This is a genomic window from Micromonospora sp. KC723 (genome assembly GCF_004348595.1).
Lineage (GTDB): Bacteria > Actinomycetota > Actinomycetes > Mycobacteriales > Micromonosporaceae > Micromonospora.
Map to the genome: position 1 here is coordinate 1 of NZ_SMKD01000117.1, position 17407 is coordinate 17407.

Below are 17407 nucleotides of genomic sequence, written 5' to 3' on the forward strand. Positions count from 1 at the left end.
ATTTACCCCTATTAAGTCGTCGGCAGCGCCAGATGTGTATAAGAGACAGGGCCGGGTCACAGTGCGGCGGCGAGGACGAGAGCGCCGTCGACCGGAGGAGCGGTGAGCACGCGCAGGGTCAGGTCCGGTGCGTGTACGCGCAGGCGTTCCCGTACCCGGGTCTGCAGCAGGGGCTGTGCGGTGAGCACCCCGCCGGCGCCGACGACGACCGACCCCCGCGCGCCGCGACGCCGCACGGCTGCCAGGTTGCGGGCCAGGACGTCGGCCGCCTCCTCGACGACCGCGAGCGCCACCGGTGAACCCCGGCGCAGCGCGTCGAACACCAGCGACGCGTGCCGCCCCCAGGAGTAGGCGTCCTCCCCGGACACCGCCAGCGCCAGGTCCGCCGGCGTCGGCGCGTCGTACGCCGCGCAGAGCAGCGCCATCGCCGGGTCGGCGGTGGCGGCGTCGGGGCCGTCCTCGTCGGCCACCCGCAGCCCTCGCCGTACGGTTTCCCGGACCAGGGCGGGGGCGCTTCCGTGGTCGGCGAGCAGGGCGCCGTACCCGTCGGCGGTGATGTCCGTTCCCCGGTCGTCGGTCCCCATGGCGATCGCGCCGGTGCCGACGATGAGCTGTAGGCAGTGTTCCAGCCCGGCGGCCGGCCCCAGCAGCTCCGCGTCGTTGACGACGCGAACCGTGCCCGGCAGGCGGGTGGTCAGCTCGGTGGCGGCGATGACGCGCTGCTCGGCCGTGTCCAGTCCGTGCAGACCGACGACGATCCGGGTGTGGTGGCGCCCCGGGGACACGTCCCGCACGAGGGCGGCGAGACGGTCGAAGTTCGCGACGTCGGAGAACATCGGCCCCCGGCGCCAGTCGGCGGAGGGGACGACGACGTCCCGCCGCTCGCGGTCGGGGCCGACGACGGCCACGTGCGTCTTGGTGCCGCCGACGTCGACGCCGACGAGCGGGAGGCTGGCGGGGACGGCGGGGTCACGTCGCGCCCCGGGGCCGGGGGGCGCGGTGGCGACCTCGGTGAGGTCCTCTGACACGGTAGACCGAACCCTTCGTGCGGCGGACCATCAGTCTCGCTGACGCCGACCGGCAGCCGGTTGTGATCTCGATCATCCCGCTGGTCGTGTTGTCCCTGATCGCCCGGCCCGACATCATGGGCTCCGACCAGTATCCGGCCGGGGGGACCGACGGGTGGACCACGAGTGCTTCTCGCGCCTGGTGCGTGGCACCCGGGCCGACGCGCGGCCCACGGCGGAAACGCTGCTGGAGCACCTGGACGGGCGCCAGGGGTCCGGCGGCCTCTTCGAAGGGCGACAACCCCGTCTCCCCTCCCGGACGGCGCCTTCGTCCTCAACGACGGCTGCCTGGTGCCGGAGGCGCGCGAACGGGTCGATCCCGACCGCCGGTGGACGGGTCCCGGGCGGCGGACGCCGCGCGGGAACCATCTGACGAAGACCCTTCCCCCCGAGGAGACCACCATGGCCCGCGCGCACCTCACCCTCAACCCGGCCTTCACGATCGGACCGGTCCGTCGGCGTCTGTTCGGCGGGTTCGTCGAACACCTCGGTCGCCACGTGTACGACGGCATCCACGAGCCCGGGCACCCGAGCGCCGGCCCTGACGGTTTCCGGCGGGACGTCATCGAGTTGGTCAAGGAGCTCGGTGTGACGACGGTCCGGTATCCGGGCGGCAACTTCGTCTCCGGCTACCACTGGGAGGACGGTGTGGGGCCGGTCGCCGAGCGTCCCCGCCGGCTCGACCTGGCGTGGCACTCCACCGAGACGAACGAGGTCGGTCTGCACGAGTTCCAGAACTGGCTCGACCAGGTGGGCGGCGAGCTCATGCTGGCGGTGAACCTGGGTACCCGCGGGCCGAAGGAGGCCCTCGACCTCGTCGAGTACGCGAACGTCCCGTCGGGGACCGCGCGCGCCGCGCAGCGCGCCGCCAACGGCAGGCAGGAGCCGTTCGGGATCACCATGTGGTGCCTGGGCAACGAGATGGACGGACCCTGGCAGCTCGGGCACCGCAACGCCGAGGACTACGGCAAGCTCGCGGCGATGACGGCGAAGGCGATGCGCCAGGTGGACCGGAACCTGGAACTGGTGGTGTGCGGTTCGTCGTCGCGGAGCATGCCGACGTTCGGCGAGTGGGAGCGCGTCGTCCTGGAGCACACGTACGAGGACGTCGACTACATCTCGTGCCACGCCTACTACGAGGAGCGCGACGGTGATCTCGCGAGTTTCCTCGCGTCGGGTGTCGACATGGACGCCTTCATCGAGGCGGTGGTCGCGACCGTCGACCACGTGCGGGCGCTCAAGCGCTCGGACAAGCGCATCGACATCTCGTTCGACGAGTGGAACGTCTGGTACCTCACCCGGTGGCTGGAGCAGTCCCGTACCTTCACGATCGACGACTGGCCGGTCGCGCCGCGCCTGCTGGAGGACGTGTACTCGGTCGCGGACGCGGTGACCCTCGGCGGCCTGCTCATCTCGCTGCTCAACCACGCCGACCGGGTCGCGTCGGCCAGCCTCGCGCAGCTCGTCAACGTCATCGCGCCGATCATGACCGAGCCCGGCGGGCCGGCCTGGCGGCAGACGACGTTCTTCCCGTTCTCGGTGACCGCGCGGGCCGCCCGGGGGACCGCGCTGAAGGTCGCCCTCGACGCCGACGCGACGACCACGGCGGCGTACGGTGCGGTGCCCGTCGTGGCGGCGGCGGCGACCGTCGACGGTTGCTCGGTGTCGGTGTTCCTACAGAACCGGCACACCACCGAGGCGACCTCGGTGACGATCGACCTGAGCGCGTTCGCGGTGTCCGGCACGGTCACGGCCCGAGGCGTCTGGGACGAGGACGTCTACGCCGTCAACGACGTGCGCGACACCGAGCGGGTGCGGCTACGGACGAACGACACCGCGGCGCTCGCCGACGGAGTGCTCACCATGGAGCTGCCCCCGGTGTCGTGGACCGCGGTGACGGTCGCCTGACATCGACGAAGCCCACCTCGGTAGCGTTCCCCGCACACACCACCTGAGGAAGATCGTTTGAGAGGGCTTGCGAATGACCCGGACGACCTGCCGGCCTGGCCCGGGACGGCCCCGGTGACGGCACCGACCGACCTCACGTTCGTCGCCCGGGTGCGTGCCGCCCTGGCCGGGCAGGTCCGCTCGATCCTCGCCGAGGCCGAGGGGAACGGGTGGCGGGACCTCCAGCACCGGCAGCTCGCCGAGCGGATCAAGGCGCTGGTGGCGGCGACGCACCCGGTGAACGACCCGACCGGGACGTGGGGTGGGGTCGACCTGCTCGGTCCCGCCCGGCGGCTCGCGGTCCGGCTGGCCGAGTTGCAGGGCCCGAGCGGCCTGTTCACCGGTGGGGACAACGTCGACTCGCCGCCCGACTCCGCCTTCAGCGTCAACGACCTGGCCGACGCGCTGCTGTTGTTGCGGCGCGCGGGCACCCCGACGGCCGACCACCGGGCCCTCACGGAGGCCCTGGAACGCCTGTTGGCGGCCACGGTCCCGGCGTTGACCGGCGGTGGCGTCCACACGCCGAACCATCGTTGGGAGATCTCCGCCGCCCTCGCCCGGCTGTTCTTGGTGTCGCCGGCACCGGAGTTGGCCGCACGGGTGCGGCAGTGGCTGGCCGAGGGGGTCGACGTGGACGACGACGGCCTCTACTCCGAGCGCAGCGCCAACTACGCGGCGCACGTGTCCAACCCGTCCCTGCTCGTCATCGCCGAGGTCTTCGACCGCCCGGACCTCGTCGACGTCGTGGAACGGAACCTGGACGCCACCGTCGACCTGCTCCTGCCGGACGGCTCGGTGGAGACGGTGATGTCCCGGCGGCAGGACCAGAACCAGCCGATCCCGCTGGCCGTCTACCTGCTTGCGCTGCGCCGGGTCGCGCTGTTGCGGGGGCGTGGTGACCTGGCCTGGGCGGCGGGGCTCGCGCTGGAACAGGGGATCACCGCCCCGGCGGACGCCGCCGCGCGGTTGGTGCTGGATCCCGACATCGCCCGGGTGCTGCCCGCGCCGGTCAACCCGCGGCGACCACGCCAGCGTGTCTTCGGGGCCGCCGGGCTGCTGGTGGAGCACGCCTCGGCCAGCACCACCGTTCTCTTCGGCGGCTCGGACTATGCCCAACAGGGGCGGATCCGCTCCGGGCTGGCGAACTCCCCGACCTTCCTGCGTCTGTTCGCCGGGGCGGCCGTGCTGGACAGCGTGCGGCTGTCGCGTACGTTCTTCGGCAAGGGGCCGTTCCGCGCCGATGGTCTGCGGGTCGAGCGGGGCCCGACCGGGGAGACGACCGTGACCCTGGCGGAGACCGTGACCGCGGCCTACTACCAGCCGCTGGCGCAGCGGGACCGGGACCCGCGCGGGGACTACCGGCTCGGCGACGAGGGCCGGTTCAGCGCGGCGATGGACTTCGACCGGCGGGTCCGGGACGACGTCACCCTGCACACCACGGTCGGCGCCCGGCTCACGGCGACCGGGGTCGAGTTGACGTTCGACCTGACCGGCGCCGTGGTGGACTGGGCGCTGGAACTGGCGTTCCGGCCGGGGGGCACGCTGAGCGGAGCCCGCCGGCTCGGTGAGCGCGGTTGGCAGCTCGACGCGACCGCCGGCGCCGCCGCGGCACCGGTCGCCGTGAGCTACCGGTGCGGCGACGACGTGATCAGGGTCGAGTTGGTCGAGGCGTCGGACGGGCAGGGCAACCCGCTGCCGGCGGCCAGCTCCGCGCCGGTGTACGAGCCCGGCGAGGAGTACCGGTTCCTCGGGGGTACGGATGCCGCGGCGGGGGAGCGGCTGTACGTGACGGGGCGGGTTCCGGCCCGCGTCCGGATGCTCCTCACGGTCGACATGGTGCCCTGAAACCGGCCCGACGTCCCGGGTCGACGCCACGTTGTTACGCCGATGTGACGTATGTATGTCAGGACAATAGAGCAACTGCTGAGAGCTGTATGTCCTGCCATTGACGGGTAAGCGCTTGCCCGTTAACGTCCCTCGCCACCAGGGCGCTGATCATCAGGGAGACGAAGATGAATATTTCGATAACGGCCGGGAGAGGGTTGCGGCGCTGGCGGTGGCTGTCGCTGGGCGTCGCCATGACCGTCGCCCTCACCGCCTGCGGCACGGAGTCGGGCAGCGGCGGCGGTTCGGGCGCCAAGAAGATCACCTTCTGGCTGTCGACCTCCGCCCAGTTGCAGGGCTACAACGAACTCGCCAAGGAGTTCGAGGCCAAGGAGGGCGTCAAGGTCGAGATCGTCAACGTCCCCTACGACGGCTACCAGGACAAGCTGCGCCAGTCCGCGCAGGCCAACTCCCTGCCCGACGTCGCCAGTGTGCCCCAGCTGGACCCCATCTGGATCAACCAGCTCCAGGACCTGAGCGCCACCGCGAACAACGACACCAACAAGATCCGCAAGGATCTGGTCACCGAGCAGGACGGGAAGGTGCTCGCCATCCCGTCGGACCTCACCGCGGCCGGCCTGTTCATCAACAAGAGCCTGTTCGACAAGGCCAAGGTCAGCTACCCGACCGATCCGGCGAAGGCCTGGACCTGGGACGAGTTCCTCGCGGCGGCGACGAAGGTGCGTACCGCGACCGGCGCCAAGTACGACCTGGTCTACGACAACTCCCCGGCGCGCATCCGGGCGTTCATCTACACCCACGGCGGCAAGGGCTTCCAGCTCGGCCCGGACGGCAAGTACGCCGCCCCGGACGCCGCGACGGTGCAGGCGCTGAACGACTTCAAGGCGCTCAACGACGACAAGGTCATGCCGAAGTCCGTCTGGACCTCCGGCGCCGACCCGAACGCCCTGTTCAAGAGCGGCCAGGTCGTCGCCTACTACTCCGGCGTGTGGCAGGTCGCCGACTTCGCCGAGAGCATCACCAACTTCGAGTGGGCCAGCGCGCCGACCCCGGCCCAGCCGGTGCACGCCACCGACATCAACCTCGGTGGCAAGGTGATCGCGTTCAACAACGGCGACGCCGCCGCGCCGGCCAAGAAGTGGGTGGACTTCATCTTCCAGCGGGACAACTACACCAAGCTGGCCGCCGCCAACGGGTACCTGCCCGTCGAGTCCGGCCTCACCGTGACCTACCCGTTCAAGAAGCAGGCCGCGCTGGACGCGTTCGCGCTCTACACCAAGGAGATCGAGCTCGCCGACCCGATCTCCTCCTCGGGCCAGGCCGCGCAGACCACGCTCATCCTCGACGGCAAGGCGATCCAGAAGGACCCGACCAAGGACGAGATGGCCAAGTTCATCAACGGCGAGCAGGACGTCCAGAAGACCGTCGACAACATCGTGAACGGCCTCAACGAGCAACTGAACTGAAGCCTCACCGCGGGGTCCGCCGGCATCGTCCGATGCCGGCGGTCACCGGCACGTCGGCTCAGTTGGTCGGACTTCGCGCGAGCGCTCAGTCAAAGGAGAGCACCATGGTGGACAGCATCCACCCGCCGGCCGAGGCGCCGGGCATCGACGTGCGGCGAGGGCCGGAGCCGGTGCGGCCGCGCCAGCGGGGTTGGCGCCCGCGCCGCCGCAACAGGTACGTCGGGGCACCGCTGGTGCTCATCTCGATCAACCTCCTGCTGTTCGTCACGTTCTTCGTCTGGCCGGCCATCACCGGGCTGGTGTACTCGTTCACCAGCTACACCGGCGTCGGCACGGCGCCCTACGTCGGGCTGGACAACTACCAGCGGCTGCTGCAGGACGAGTCGTTCTACGCCGCGCTGATCCGTACGCTGATCTTCACCGCGGGCGCGGTGCCGCTGACGGTCCTTCTCTCGCTGGGCACCGCCGTCCTGCTCGTCACCCCGTACACCAAGGGCAAGTCGCTGGCGCGGGTGATCTTCTTCCTGCCCTGGCTGATCTCGCCGATCATCGCCGGTGTGATCTGGCGCTGGATGTTCGGCGAGAACTTCGGCCTGGTCAACTACCTCATCATCTCGCTGGGCGGCAAGGAGGTGCCGTGGCAGTCCGACGCGAACCTCTCGCTCTTCGTCGTCATCATCGCCGCGGCCTGGGGCGGCACCGCGTTCAACATGCTGCTGTTCGTCGCGGCACTGAAGAACGTGCCGACCGCGTACTACGAGGCGGCGTCGCTGGACGGCGCCGGGTCGTGGGACAAGTTCCGCAACATCACGCTGCCCGCGATCGCGCCGACGACCTTCATCGTGGTGCTGCTGAGCATCCTGCACTCGATGAAGGAGTACGCGCTGATCCAGGCGGTCAACGCCGGCGGCCCGGGCACCGCGAACAACCTGCTCGTCCAGTACATCTACACGAAGGGCTTCGAGCGGGCCCAGATCGGCTACGCCAGCGCGGCCTCGTTCGTGCTCATGCTGATCCTCATGGTCGTCGCGGTCGTGCAGCTCGGCATGAACCGTCGGAAGGAGTCCTGACATGGCTCTCACCACCAGCACGCCGCGCCCGCCGGTCCTGCGCCGCCGCAAGCGGCCCGACGCGCCCGGCGAGCTGTCGAAGAAGGTCTGGGCGACCGCCGTCATGTGGCTCCTGGTCGTCGTGTACGGCTTCCCCGTGCTGTGGTTCCTGCTCAGCTCGTTCAAGCCCGCCGGCGAGCTGTTCTCCTACCCGCTGACATTCCTGCCGGAGCAGCCGACGATCAAGGGCTTCACCGAGGCCTGGACCCGCTTCGACGTCGCCCGGTACTTCCTCAACACCCTGGTCGTCGCGCTCTCGGCCACCGCCCTCACCATCGTGGCCAGTGCCGCCTGCGGGTACGCCCTGGCGAAGTACCGCAGCTGGTGGCTGAAGGCGTTCACACTCTGCATCCTGGCCACCACCATGCTGCCCGGCGAGGTCCTCCTCTCGCCGTTGTTCCTGGTCGTGCGCGACCTGGGCCTCTACAACAGCCTCTCGGCGGTCGTCGTGCCGGCGGTCATCACCGCGACCGGCACCTTCATGTTCCGGCAGTTCTTCCTCACCGTGCCGGACGACCTGCTGGAGGCGGCCCGGATCGACGGCTCGGGTGAGTTGTCGACCTTCCTCCGGATCATGCTGCCGCTGTCCCGGCCCATCATGTTGACGCTGGCGATCTTCTCGTTCCAGTGGCGCTGGAACGACTACATCTGGCCGCTGGTCGTGCTCAACGATCCGAACAAGTTCACCCTGCAGATCGGCGTCGCGACCATCGTCGGCGCGGAGAACGTCAACTGGTCGGTCCTGCTGGGCGCCTCGGTCCTGTCGATGATCCCGCTCGTCGCCATCTACCTGCTGTTCCAGAAGTACGTGATGAACGCCGACATCAACGCCGGGCTGAAGGACTGAAACATGTCCCGCGGCGGGCACGCCGGGCCGGCGGCGCGTCGTCGACCCGGCGGGGGCGCACCGTCACCGGTTGTAGACGGTGACCTCGATCGCGTAGTGGTCGGCCCGGTACAGGTGGTCGGCGTACTCGACCGCGCGCCCCTCGGCGTCGAACGCGGTGCGCTGCATGCTGATCAGGGGGGCGTTGTGCCCGGTGTCCAGCAGTCGGGCCTGGGCGGCGCTCGCCGACCGCGCGGTGATCTTCTGCCGGGCCACCGTCGGGCGGCCGTTGCGCTCCCCGAGCAGCCTGTAGAGGCCCTGTTCGGCCAGTTCGGCGGCGGTGATGTCGTCGAACCGCGCGGGCAGCCAGTTGCGCAGGATGGCCAGCGGCACGCCGTCGGCCAGCCGGAGCCGCTCGCAGTACAGCAACCGGTCGCCGGCCGGTACGCCGAGTTCCCGGGCGGCATGCCGGTCGACGCAGGCGGAATCGAAACGCAGCACCTGGGTCTGTGGCTGCCGCCCGGCCGCGGCCAGATCCTCGTGCAGGCTGGTCAGGGCCACCCGCCGGCGCACCGGAGTGTCGTTGACCCGGGTGCCCACCCCCCGCTTGCGGGTGAGCATCCCGTTGACGACCAGTTCCTCGATGGCCCGGCGCATGGTCGGTCGGGACACGTTCAGCGACGCGGCCAGCTCGATCTCGTTGGGCAGCAGTTCGCCGGGGACCAGATCGCCGGCCTCCACGGCCTCCGTCAGCCGGCGGGAGATCTGGAAGTACAGCGGGACGGGACTGTGTCGGTTGATGGGGATGCGGGGGATGGGCATGCCGTCACCTTCCCGACCGGGCTGACAATCGTCGCACTTTGTCATCTACCTAGGAAGAATGTCAAGACAAACTCTTGACTTGCCTCGTCGTCAGGGCCGAAGCTTGCTCGCACGCGCCGCGGCCCTCGGCCCCAACCGCCGCCACGACCCCGGCGCACCCTGCGTGACCTGTGAAAGAACCTCCTGGGGAGTCCGATGGAACGCTTCGACGTCATCTCGATGGGCCGGGTGGGGGTGGACCTCTACCCCCTCCAGGTGGGCGTCAGCCTGCCCAACGTATCGACGTTCGGCAAGTTCCTCGGCGGCAGCGCCACCAACGTCGCGGTCGCGGCGGCCCGGCACGGCCGGCGGACGGCGGTGATCACCAGGACGGGGCGGGATCCGTTCGGCGAGTTCGTCCAGCGCGCCGTGGCCGAACTGGGCGTCGACAACCGGTACGTGACCAGCGTCCCCGGGCTGCCCACCCCGGTGACCTTCTGTGAGATCTTCCCGCCGGACCACTTCCCGCTCTACTTCTACCGGGAACCGAAGGCCCCCGACCTGGCCATCGAACCCGACGAACTGGACACCGCCGCGATCGCCGCGGCCGGCGTGTACTGGTCCACCGTGACCGGCCTGTCGCGGGAACCCAGCCGCGCCGCGCACCACGCCGCCTGGGCCGCCCGCGACCGACGCCCGCTGACCGTGCTCGACCTGGACTACCGGCCGATGTTCTGGGCCTCGGCCGAGGCCGCCGGCGAGCAGGTCCGGCGGGCGCTGCCGCACGTCACGGTGGCCGTGGGCAACCAGGAGGAGTGCGCCGTCGCGGTGGGCGAGACGGACCCGGACCGGGCAGCCCGGGCGCTGCTCGACGCCGGGGTGGAGCTGGCGGTGGTGAAGCAGGGTCCGAGGGGTGTGCTCGCCCGCACCCGGCACGAGTCGGTCGAGGTGCCGCCCACCCCCGTCGACGTGGTCAACGGACTGGGCGCCGGTGACGGGTTCGGCGGCGCCCTCTGCCACGGCCTGCTCGCCGGCTGGCCGTTGGAGCGGACCCTGCGCTTCGCCAACGCGGCCGGCGCCATCGTCGCCTCCCGGCTGGAGTGCTCCACCGCGATGCCGACCACCGCCGAGGTGGAGGAGCTGTTGGGAGTGCGACATGGCTGACGACCTGGACTTCACCGAGCTGCGCTGGCTACGCGCCACCCGACCGGAGGCCGTGCGGGAGGCCGCCGCCGCCCGCATCCGGCGACCGTTGCTCGGTCCGGACGGCCGGCTGATGCTGGTCGCGGCGGACCACCCCGCGCGCGGCGCGCTCGGCGTCCGCGGCGACGGTGCCGCCATGGCCGACCGGTACGACCTGCTGCGCCGGCTCGCCACCGCGCTGCGACGTCCCGGCGTCGACGGCGTGGTGGGCACCGCCGACGTCCTGGAGGACCTGCTGCTCCTCGGTGAACTGGACGGCAAGGTGGCCATCGGTTCGATGAACCGTGGCGGGCTACAGGGCTCGGTCTTCGAGCTGGACGACCGGTTCACCGGGTACGACGCGGCCGGGCTGGCGGCGATGGGGTTCGACGGCGGCAAGATGCTCACCCGCATCGACCTCGACGACAACGCCACCGTGAGCACCCTGCAGGCCAGCGCCAACGCTGTCTCCGAACTGGCCGCCCACCAGCTCATCGCCATGGTCGAACCCTTCCTGTCCCGGCGTGACGCCACCGGCCGGGTGGTCAACGACCTGAGTCCCGCGGCGGTGGCCCGGTCGGTCGCGATCGCCAGCGGCCTCGGCGGCACCAGCGCGTACACCTGGCTGAAGCTGCCGGTCGTGGCGGACATGGCGGCGGTGATGGCGGCCACGACACTGCCGGCCCTGCTGCTCGGCGGCGACCCGGTGGAGCACCCGGAGCAGACCTACGCCCGGTGGCGGCAGGCTCTCGCCGTACCGGGGGTGCGTGGCCTGGTGGTCGGCCGCGCCCTGCTCTACCCGCCCGACGGGGACGTGGCCGCCGCGGTCGACGCCGCGGTCGGCCTGGTACGCGCCGACACGGAGGTCGCCGCATGACCCTCGAGGTGACGCCGGAGAGCGCCGGCTGGGGGTACTCGGGCCTGCGTGTCGTCGAGCTGCCGTCCGGCGGGACGTTCCACTGGGACACCGGCGAGGACGAGGTGGTGGTGGTGCCCCTGGCCGGGTCCGCCACGGTGACCGCGGACGGGCACCGCGCGGACCTCGCCGGCCGGGACAACGTCTTCGCCGGCCCCACCGACGTCGCGTACGTCCCCAGGGACAGCGCGCTGACCCTGACCGGCACGCCGGGCGGCCGGTTCGCGTTGGCCACCGCCCGGGCCCGCCGCCGGTTGCCGTTCCGCCACGTGCCGCTCGCACAGGTGCGGGTGGAGTTGCGCGGAGCCGGTTCCTGCTCCCGCCAGGTGAACAACTTCGCCACCCCGGACGTGCTGGAAGCCGACCGCATCATCGCCTGCGAGGTGTTGACCCCCGGCGGCAACTGGTCGTCGTACCCGCCGCACAAGCACGACGAGGAACGGCCGGGCGAGTCGGTGCTGGAGGAGATCTACTACTACGAGGTGGCCCGCGGCGGGGTGGCCTTTCAGCGGGTGTACGGCACCGACGAGCGGCCGATCGACATCCTGCGCGAGGTACGCGGTGGCGACGTGGTGCTGATCCCGCACGGCTGGCACGGCCCGTCGATGGCCGCGCCCGGCTACGACCTCTACTACCTCAACGTGATGGCCGGGCCCGGCGCCCGGTCCTGGCTCATCTGCGACGACCCGGCCCACGCCTGGGTGCGGGACACGTGGGTGGACCAGGCGGTCGACCCTCGACTCCCCTTCACCCCGGAGTCCCCCACGGCGCACGGAGGAGAACGATGAGACTCACCGTCGGGCAGGCCGTCGTGCGGTTCCTGGCCGCCCAACGCACCGAACGCGACGGTGTCGAGCACCGGCTCTTCGAGGGCTGTTTCGGCATCTTCGGCCACGGCAACGTGGCCGGCCTCGGGCAGGCGCTGCTGGAGGCGGAACTCGTCACCCCCGGCGCGCTGCCGTACCGGCAGGCCCGCAACGAGCAGGGCATGGTGCACGCCGCCGCGGGGTTCGCCCGGATGCGCAACCGCCTGTCCACCCTGGCCTGCACGGCGTCCATCGGGCCCGGCGCGACGAACATGGTCACCGGGGCCGCCCTGGCCACCGTGAACCGGCTGCCGGTGCTGCTGCTGCCCGGCGACGTCTTCGCCACCAGGGTCGCCAACCCGGTCCTGCAGGAACTCGAGGACCCGCGCGGCGGCGACATCAGCGTCAACGACACCTTCCGCCCGGTGTCGCGTTTCTTCGACCGGGTCTGGCGGCCGGAGCAGCTGCCGGCGGCCCTGCTCGGCGCCACGCGGGTGCTGACCGACCCGGCCGAGACCGGGGCGGCCACCATCGCCCTGCCGCAGGACGTCCAGGCCGAGGCGTACGACTGGCCGGACGAACTGTTCGCCAAGCGGGTCTGGCACGTGCCCCGCCCGGTGCCCGAGCCGGCCGCCCTGGCGCGCGCCGTCGAGGTGCTGCGCGGCGCCCGGCGACCGCTGATCGTCGCGGGCGGCGGGGTGATCTACTCGGAGGCCACCGAGGCGCTGCGCCGCTTCGCCGAGGCGACCGGGATCCCGGTGGCCGAGACCCAGGCCGGCAAGGGCGCGCTACGGTACGACCACCCGCTGTCCGTCGGCGCGATCGGCGCCACCGGCACCACCGCCGCCAACGCGCTGGCCCGCGAGGCCGACGTCGTGCTCGGCATCGGCACCCGGTACAGCGACTTCACCACCGCCTCCCGCAGCCTCTTCGGCGCGCCCGGGGTCCGCTTCGTCAACGTGAACATCGCCGCGTTCGACGCCGCCAAGCACTCCGGTGTCGCGCTGGTGGCCGACGCCCGAACCGCCCTGGAGGCGCTGACCGAGGCGTCGTCCGGGTACCGCACGGACGCCGCGTACCAGGAGACGGCCGGACGCCTGGCGGCGCAGTGGGACGCCGTGGTGGAGCGGTCCTACCACCTCGGCCACGGGCCGCTGCCCGCCCAGTCGGAGATCATCGGGGCGGTCAACGACTGCGCCGAGGCCCGCGACGTGGTCGTCTGCGCCGCCGGTTCGATGCCCGGTGACCTGCACAAACTGTGGCGGGCCCGGGATCCGAAGAGCTACCACGTCGAGTACGGCTACTCCTGCATGGGCTACGAGATCGCCGGCGGCCTCGGGGTGCGGCTGGCCGCCCCGGACCGGGACGTGTTCGTGCTGGTGGGCGACGGGTCGTACCTGATGATGGCGCAGGAACTGGTCACCGCCGTGCAGGAGCACGTGAAGCTCGTCGTGGTGCTGGTGCAGAACCACGGCTTCGCGTCGATCGGCCGGCTCTCGGAGTCGGTGGGCGCCCAGCGGTTCGGCACCGCCTACCGCTACCGGGGCGACGCGGGCCGGCTCGACGGCGGCGTCCTCCCGGTCGACCTGGCCGCCAACGCGGCCAGCCTCGGCGCCGACGTGCTCCGGGTCACCACGGTGGCCGAGTTGCGCGACGCGCTGGCGAAGGCCAAGGCGGCCGACCGGGTGACGGTGATCCACGTCGACGCCGACCCGACGGTCGACGCGCCGTCGAGCGACGCCTGGTGGGACGTCCCGGTCGCCGAGGTGTCGGACCTGAACACCGTCAGATCCGCGCGGACCGCGTACGTGGCGGCCAAGAAGGCGCAGAGGAGCTACCTGTGAGAACCATCCAGCACTGGATCGACGGCGCGGCGACGGCGGGGGTCTCCCACCGCACCGCCCCGGTGTTCGATCCGGCGACCGGCGCGCCGCAGGCCGAGGTCCTGCTCGCCGAGGAGGCCGACGTGCGGACGGCGGTCGCCGCGGCGGCCAGGGCGTTCGAGGACTGGCAGGACGCGTCGCTGTCCCGGCGCACCGGCATCCTGTTCGCCTTCCGGCAACTCATGTACGACCACCTGGACGAGCTGGCGGGCATCGTCTCCGACGAGCACGGCAAGGTGCTGGCCGACGCCCGTGGCGAGGTGCAGCGCGGGCTGGAGGTGGTGGAGTTCGCCTGCGGCATCCCGCAACTGCTCAAGGGCGACTACTCCGACCAGGTCTCCGGCGGGGTGGACTCGTTCACCTTCCGCCAGCCGCTGGGGGTCGTCGCCGGCATCACCCCGTTCAACTTCCCGGTGATGGTGCCGAGCTGGATGCACCCGGTGGCCATCGCGTGCGGCAACACCTTCGTGCTCAAGCCCAGCGAGCGTGACCCGTCCGCGTCGCTGCTGATCGCGCGCCTGTGGGCGGAGGCCGGGCTGCCCGACGGCGTCTTCAACGTGGTGCACGGCGACAAGGTGGCGGTGGACGCGTTGCTCGACGCGCCGCAGGTTGCCGCCGTGTCGTTCGTCGGGTCCACGCCCATCGCCCGGTACATCCACGGCCGCGCGTCCGCCGCCGGCAAGCGGGTACAGGCGCTCGGCGGGGCGAAGAACCACGCGGTCGTGCTCGAGGACGCCGACCTGGAGTTCGCCGCCAACCACCTGACCGCTGCGGCCTTCGGCTCCGCCGGCCAGCGGTGCATGGCCATCTCCGTGGCCATCGCGGTGGGTGCCGCCGGTGACCGCCTCGTCGAGGTGCTGCGCGGCAAGGCCGCGCAGGTCCGGGTCGGTCCCGGCCGGGACGACAGCAGCGAGATGGGCCCGGTGGTGACCCGGGAGGCGCGCGACCGCGTCATCGGCTACATCGAGTCGGGTGAGGCGCAGGGCGCCACGCTGGTGGTGGACGGGCGGAAGTTGACGGTCCCCGGGCACGAGGACGGCTTCTTCGTCGGCCCCACCGTGCTGGACCACGTCACCGCCGACATGGACGCGTACCGGGACGAGATCTTCGGTCCGGTCGTGGTGGTGGTCCGCGTCGACACCCTCGACGAGGCGATCGCCCTGATCAACGCCAACCCGTACGGCAACGGCACGGCCATCTTCACCGCCAGCGGTGAGGCGGCCCGCCGGTTCCAACGGGCGGTCACCGTCGGCATGGTCGGCATCAACGTGCCGATCCCGGTGCCGATGGCCTACCACTCCTTCGGCGGCTGGAAGGACTCGCTGTTCGGCGAGTCGCACATCCACGGACCGGACGGCGTGCGGTTCTACACCCGCGCCAAGGTGGTCACCGCCCGCTGGCCGCACGTGGAGCACCCGGTCGTGGCGAGTCTCCAGTTCCCGACGGCCACCTGACGGCCCTGGCGCCCCCCTCCCGACCGCCCGCCCCGGCGGTCACCCCTTCCGCGACGCGGACCCCTCAAGGAGACGACGGTATGACGAACTTCGCCGACCGGATCGGCGGCGCGCCCATCTCGTGGGGCGTGTGCGAGGCCCCGGGCTGGGGCGTCGAACTGCCCGCCGAGCGGGTCCTCGCCGAGATGGCACAGCTCGGCCTCCGGGCCACCGAACTCGGGCCGACCGGCTACCTCGGCGCCGTACCCACCGAGGTGCGGGAGGCGCTGCGAGCCAGCGACCTGCGCCTCATCGGCGGGTTCCTGCCCGTCCCGATGCACGTCGCGACCGCCGCCGACCTCGCCGAGGCAGCCGCCGCCATGGACACGCTCGCGGCAGGCGGCTCCGAGGTCGTGGTGCTCGCCGCCCGGTCCACCGACGGCAGCTACGACCGGAAGGTCCGCCTCACCGACGCGGAGTGGGACACGCTGTTCGCCACGCTCGACCGGTTGCAGGCGATGGCCCGCGAGCGCGGTCTGACCCCGACGCTGCACCCGCACGTGGGTACCGCGGTGGAGGACCGCGCCTCGGTGCTGCGGCTGGTCGAACGCAGCGACATCCTGCTCTGCCTGGACACCGGGCACCTGCTGATCGGCGGGATGCAGCCGGCCGAGCTGATCGGCCTGGCCGCCGACCGGATCGCCCACGTGCACCTCAAGGACGTGAACGCGGCGGTGGCCGCGGCCGTGGCGACGGGGGAGACGAGCTACCTCGCGGCCGTCCGCGCCGGTCTCTACACCCCGCTCGGGGACGGGGACCTCGACATCGCGGCGATCGTCGGCGACCTCGAGGCGGCCGGGTACGGCGGGTGGTACGTGCTGGAGCAGGACGCGGCCCTGTCCGCGCCGCCGGAGCCGGGCGCCGGCCCGGTGCACGACGTGCGGCGCAGCCTGGACTTCCTGGTCGCGGTCAGCGGCGAGCTGTCCCGGGTGGCCCGGTGAGCCGGGGCGGTTCGGCCGGGATCTCGCCGGCGGTCGAGGCGTCGCCGGTGCGGCCGTGGCACACCCGGCCGGTGACGGTCGGGTTGATCGGCGCGGGTGTCATGGGCGCCGACCACGCCCGGCTGCTCAGCGGGTCGGTCTCGGGTGGGCGGCTCGGCGGGGTCTGCGACGTCGACGAGACCCGGGCCCGCCAGGTGGCGGGGTCGACCGGCGCCCGGGTGCTGCCCGACCCGTTCACGCTCATCGCCGACGACGACATCGACGCGGTGCTCGTCGCCTCTTCGGACCCGACCCACGAGGCGTACGTGCTGGCCGCCATCGCGGTGGGCAAGCCGGTGCTCTGCGAGAAGCCGCTCGCCCCGACGGTGGACGGCTGCCAGCGGATCGTCGACGCCGAGACCGCCTACGGCAGCCGGCTGGTCACCGTGGGCTTCATGCGGCGCTACGACCCCGGGTACGTGGAGCTGAAGCGGGCGCTGGACGACGGCGTGATCGGCGCGCCGCTGGTGCTGCACTGTGTGCACCGCAACCCGGCCAACAGCCCCGGCCAGCCGAGCGCCGCGGTGATCACCAACTCGGCGGTGCACGAGCTGGACGTCAGCCGGTGGCTGCTGGGGGAGGAGATCGTCGAGGCGACCGTGCACACGCCCCGGCCGGCGGTCGCGGCGGGCGGCACCGCCGATCCCCAGCTGCTGGTCCTGCGGACCGCCTCGGGGGTGCTGGTGGACATCGAGGTCTTCGTCAACGCCGGGTACGGCTACGAGGTGCGCTGCGAGCTGGTCGGCGAGTCGGGGACGGTGGAGCTGGGCATGCCGTCGCCGACCGTGCAGCGGCGCGGTGGTGTCATCGCCCGTCCGCTGGCGATGGACTGGCGGCCCCGGTTCGCCGAGGCGTACCGGCGCGAGTTGCAGGACTGGGTCGACAGCGTACGGCTGGCGGCACCGGCGGCGGTCTCGCCCGCCGCGACGGCCTGGGACGGCTTCGCCGCCACCTACCTGGCGCAGGCCTGCGTCCGGGCACTGGAGACGCGGACCCCGGTCACCATCGAGCCGCCGGCCCGCCCCAAGCTGTACGAGCCGTAACCGGCGCCGGACCCGCAGCCGCGCCCCCCGCACCGCCGTCCCC

14 protein-coding genes are annotated in these 17407 nt (G+C 71.9%); 12 read left to right on the forward strand and 2 right to left on the reverse strand.

Annotated features, from left to right (window positions below):
* Positions 1 to 56: 56 nt before the first annotated feature.
* Positions 57 to 1028, reverse strand: coding sequence for a hypothetical protein (locus tag E1165_RS22065; RefSeq protein WP_132393671.1), 972 nt, complete (start codon positions 1026 to 1028; stop codon positions 57 to 59).
* Positions 1029 to 1469: 441 nt separating this feature from the next.
* Between E1165_RS22065 and E1165_RS22070 the strand changes: the two genes are divergently transcribed.
* The 5 genes from E1165_RS22070 (at position 1470) to E1165_RS22090 (ending at position 8281) form a co-directional block, all read left to right on the forward strand.
* Positions 1470 to 2975, forward strand: coding sequence for an alpha-N-arabinofuranosidase (locus E1165_RS22070; protein ID WP_132393672.1), 1506 nt, complete (start codon positions 1470 to 1472; stop codon positions 2973 to 2975).
* 114 nt (positions 2976 to 3089) lie between these two features.
* Positions 3090 to 4859, forward strand: coding sequence for a hypothetical protein (locus tag E1165_RS22075; RefSeq protein ID WP_132393673.1), 1770 nt, complete (start codon positions 3090 to 3092; stop codon positions 4857 to 4859).
* A gap of 167 nt (positions 4860 to 5026) precedes the next feature.
* Positions 5027 to 6325, forward strand: coding sequence for an ABC transporter substrate-binding protein (locus tag E1165_RS22080; RefSeq protein WP_132393674.1), 1299 nt, complete (start codon positions 5027 to 5029; stop codon positions 6323 to 6325).
* 104 nt (positions 6326 to 6429) lie between these two features.
* Entirely contained in the window at positions 6430 to 7395 is a 966-nt protein-coding gene (locus E1165_RS22085) for a carbohydrate ABC transporter permease (protein ID WP_132393675.1), read from the forward strand.
* Between the two features lies 1 nt (position 7396).
* Complete coding sequence (locus E1165_RS22090; protein ID WP_132393676.1) at positions 7397 to 8281, forward strand: carbohydrate ABC transporter permease; 885 nt, start codon at positions 7397 to 7399, stop codon at positions 8279 to 8281.
* A 63-nt stretch (positions 8282 to 8344) separates the two neighbouring features.
* Here the strand turns inward: E1165_RS22090 and E1165_RS22095 are convergent, their stop codons facing one another.
* Positions 8345 to 9082: a GntR family transcriptional regulator gene (locus tag E1165_RS22095; RefSeq protein ID WP_132393677.1), complete on the reverse strand. Its 738-nt coding sequence runs from the start codon at positions 9080 to 9082 to the stop codon at positions 8345 to 8347.
* Between the two features lie 195 nt (positions 9083 to 9277).
* Here E1165_RS22095 and iolC point away from each other — a divergent pair, with 195 nt between their 5' ends.
* The 7 genes from iolC (at position 9278) to E1165_RS22130 (ending at position 17364) form a co-directional block, all read left to right on the forward strand.
* The gene (gene iolC / locus E1165_RS22100; RefSeq protein WP_132393678.1) at positions 9278 to 10225 is read left to right on the forward strand and encodes a 5-dehydro-2-deoxygluconokinase; all 948 of its coding nucleotides are present in this window, start codon (positions 9278 to 9280) and stop codon (positions 10223 to 10225) included.
* On the forward strand, positions 10218 to 11120 hold the full coding sequence (locus E1165_RS22105) for a deoxyribose-phosphate aldolase (RefSeq protein WP_132393679.1): 903 nt from the start codon (positions 10218 to 10220) through the stop codon (positions 11118 to 11120). Before iolC ends, E1165_RS22105 begins: the two co-directional genes overlap by 8 nt.
* Positions 11117 to 11947, forward strand: a complete 831-nt coding sequence (gene iolB, locus E1165_RS22110) for a 5-deoxy-glucuronate isomerase (protein ID WP_132393680.1) — start codon at positions 11117 to 11119, stop codon at positions 11945 to 11947. The genes E1165_RS22105 and iolB overlap by 4 nt, the downstream gene beginning before the upstream one ends.
* A complete protein-coding gene (gene iolD, locus E1165_RS22115) occupies positions 11944 to 13809 on the forward strand; it encodes a 3D-(3,5/4)-trihydroxycyclohexane-1,2-dione acylhydrolase (decyclizing) (RefSeq protein ID WP_132393681.1) in 1866 nt (621 codons plus the stop codon). The genes iolB and iolD overlap by 4 nt, the downstream gene beginning before the upstream one ends.
* The gene (locus E1165_RS22120) at positions 13806 to 15302 is read left to right on the forward strand and encodes a CoA-acylating methylmalonate-semialdehyde dehydrogenase (RefSeq protein WP_132393682.1); all 1497 of its coding nucleotides are present in this window, start codon (positions 13806 to 13808) and stop codon (positions 15300 to 15302) included. The genes iolD and E1165_RS22120 overlap by 4 nt, the downstream gene beginning before the upstream one ends.
* A gap of 80 nt (positions 15303 to 15382) precedes the next feature.
* The gene (locus E1165_RS22125; RefSeq protein ID WP_132393683.1) at positions 15383 to 16282 is read left to right on the forward strand and encodes a TIM barrel protein; all 900 of its coding nucleotides are present in this window, start codon (positions 15383 to 15385) and stop codon (positions 16280 to 16282) included.
* Entirely contained in the window at positions 16279 to 17364 is a 1086-nt protein-coding gene (locus E1165_RS22130; RefSeq protein ID WP_243704922.1) for a Gfo/Idh/MocA family protein, read from the forward strand. The genes E1165_RS22125 and E1165_RS22130 overlap by 4 nt, the downstream gene beginning before the upstream one ends.
* Positions 17365 to 17407 lie beyond the last annotated feature (43 nt).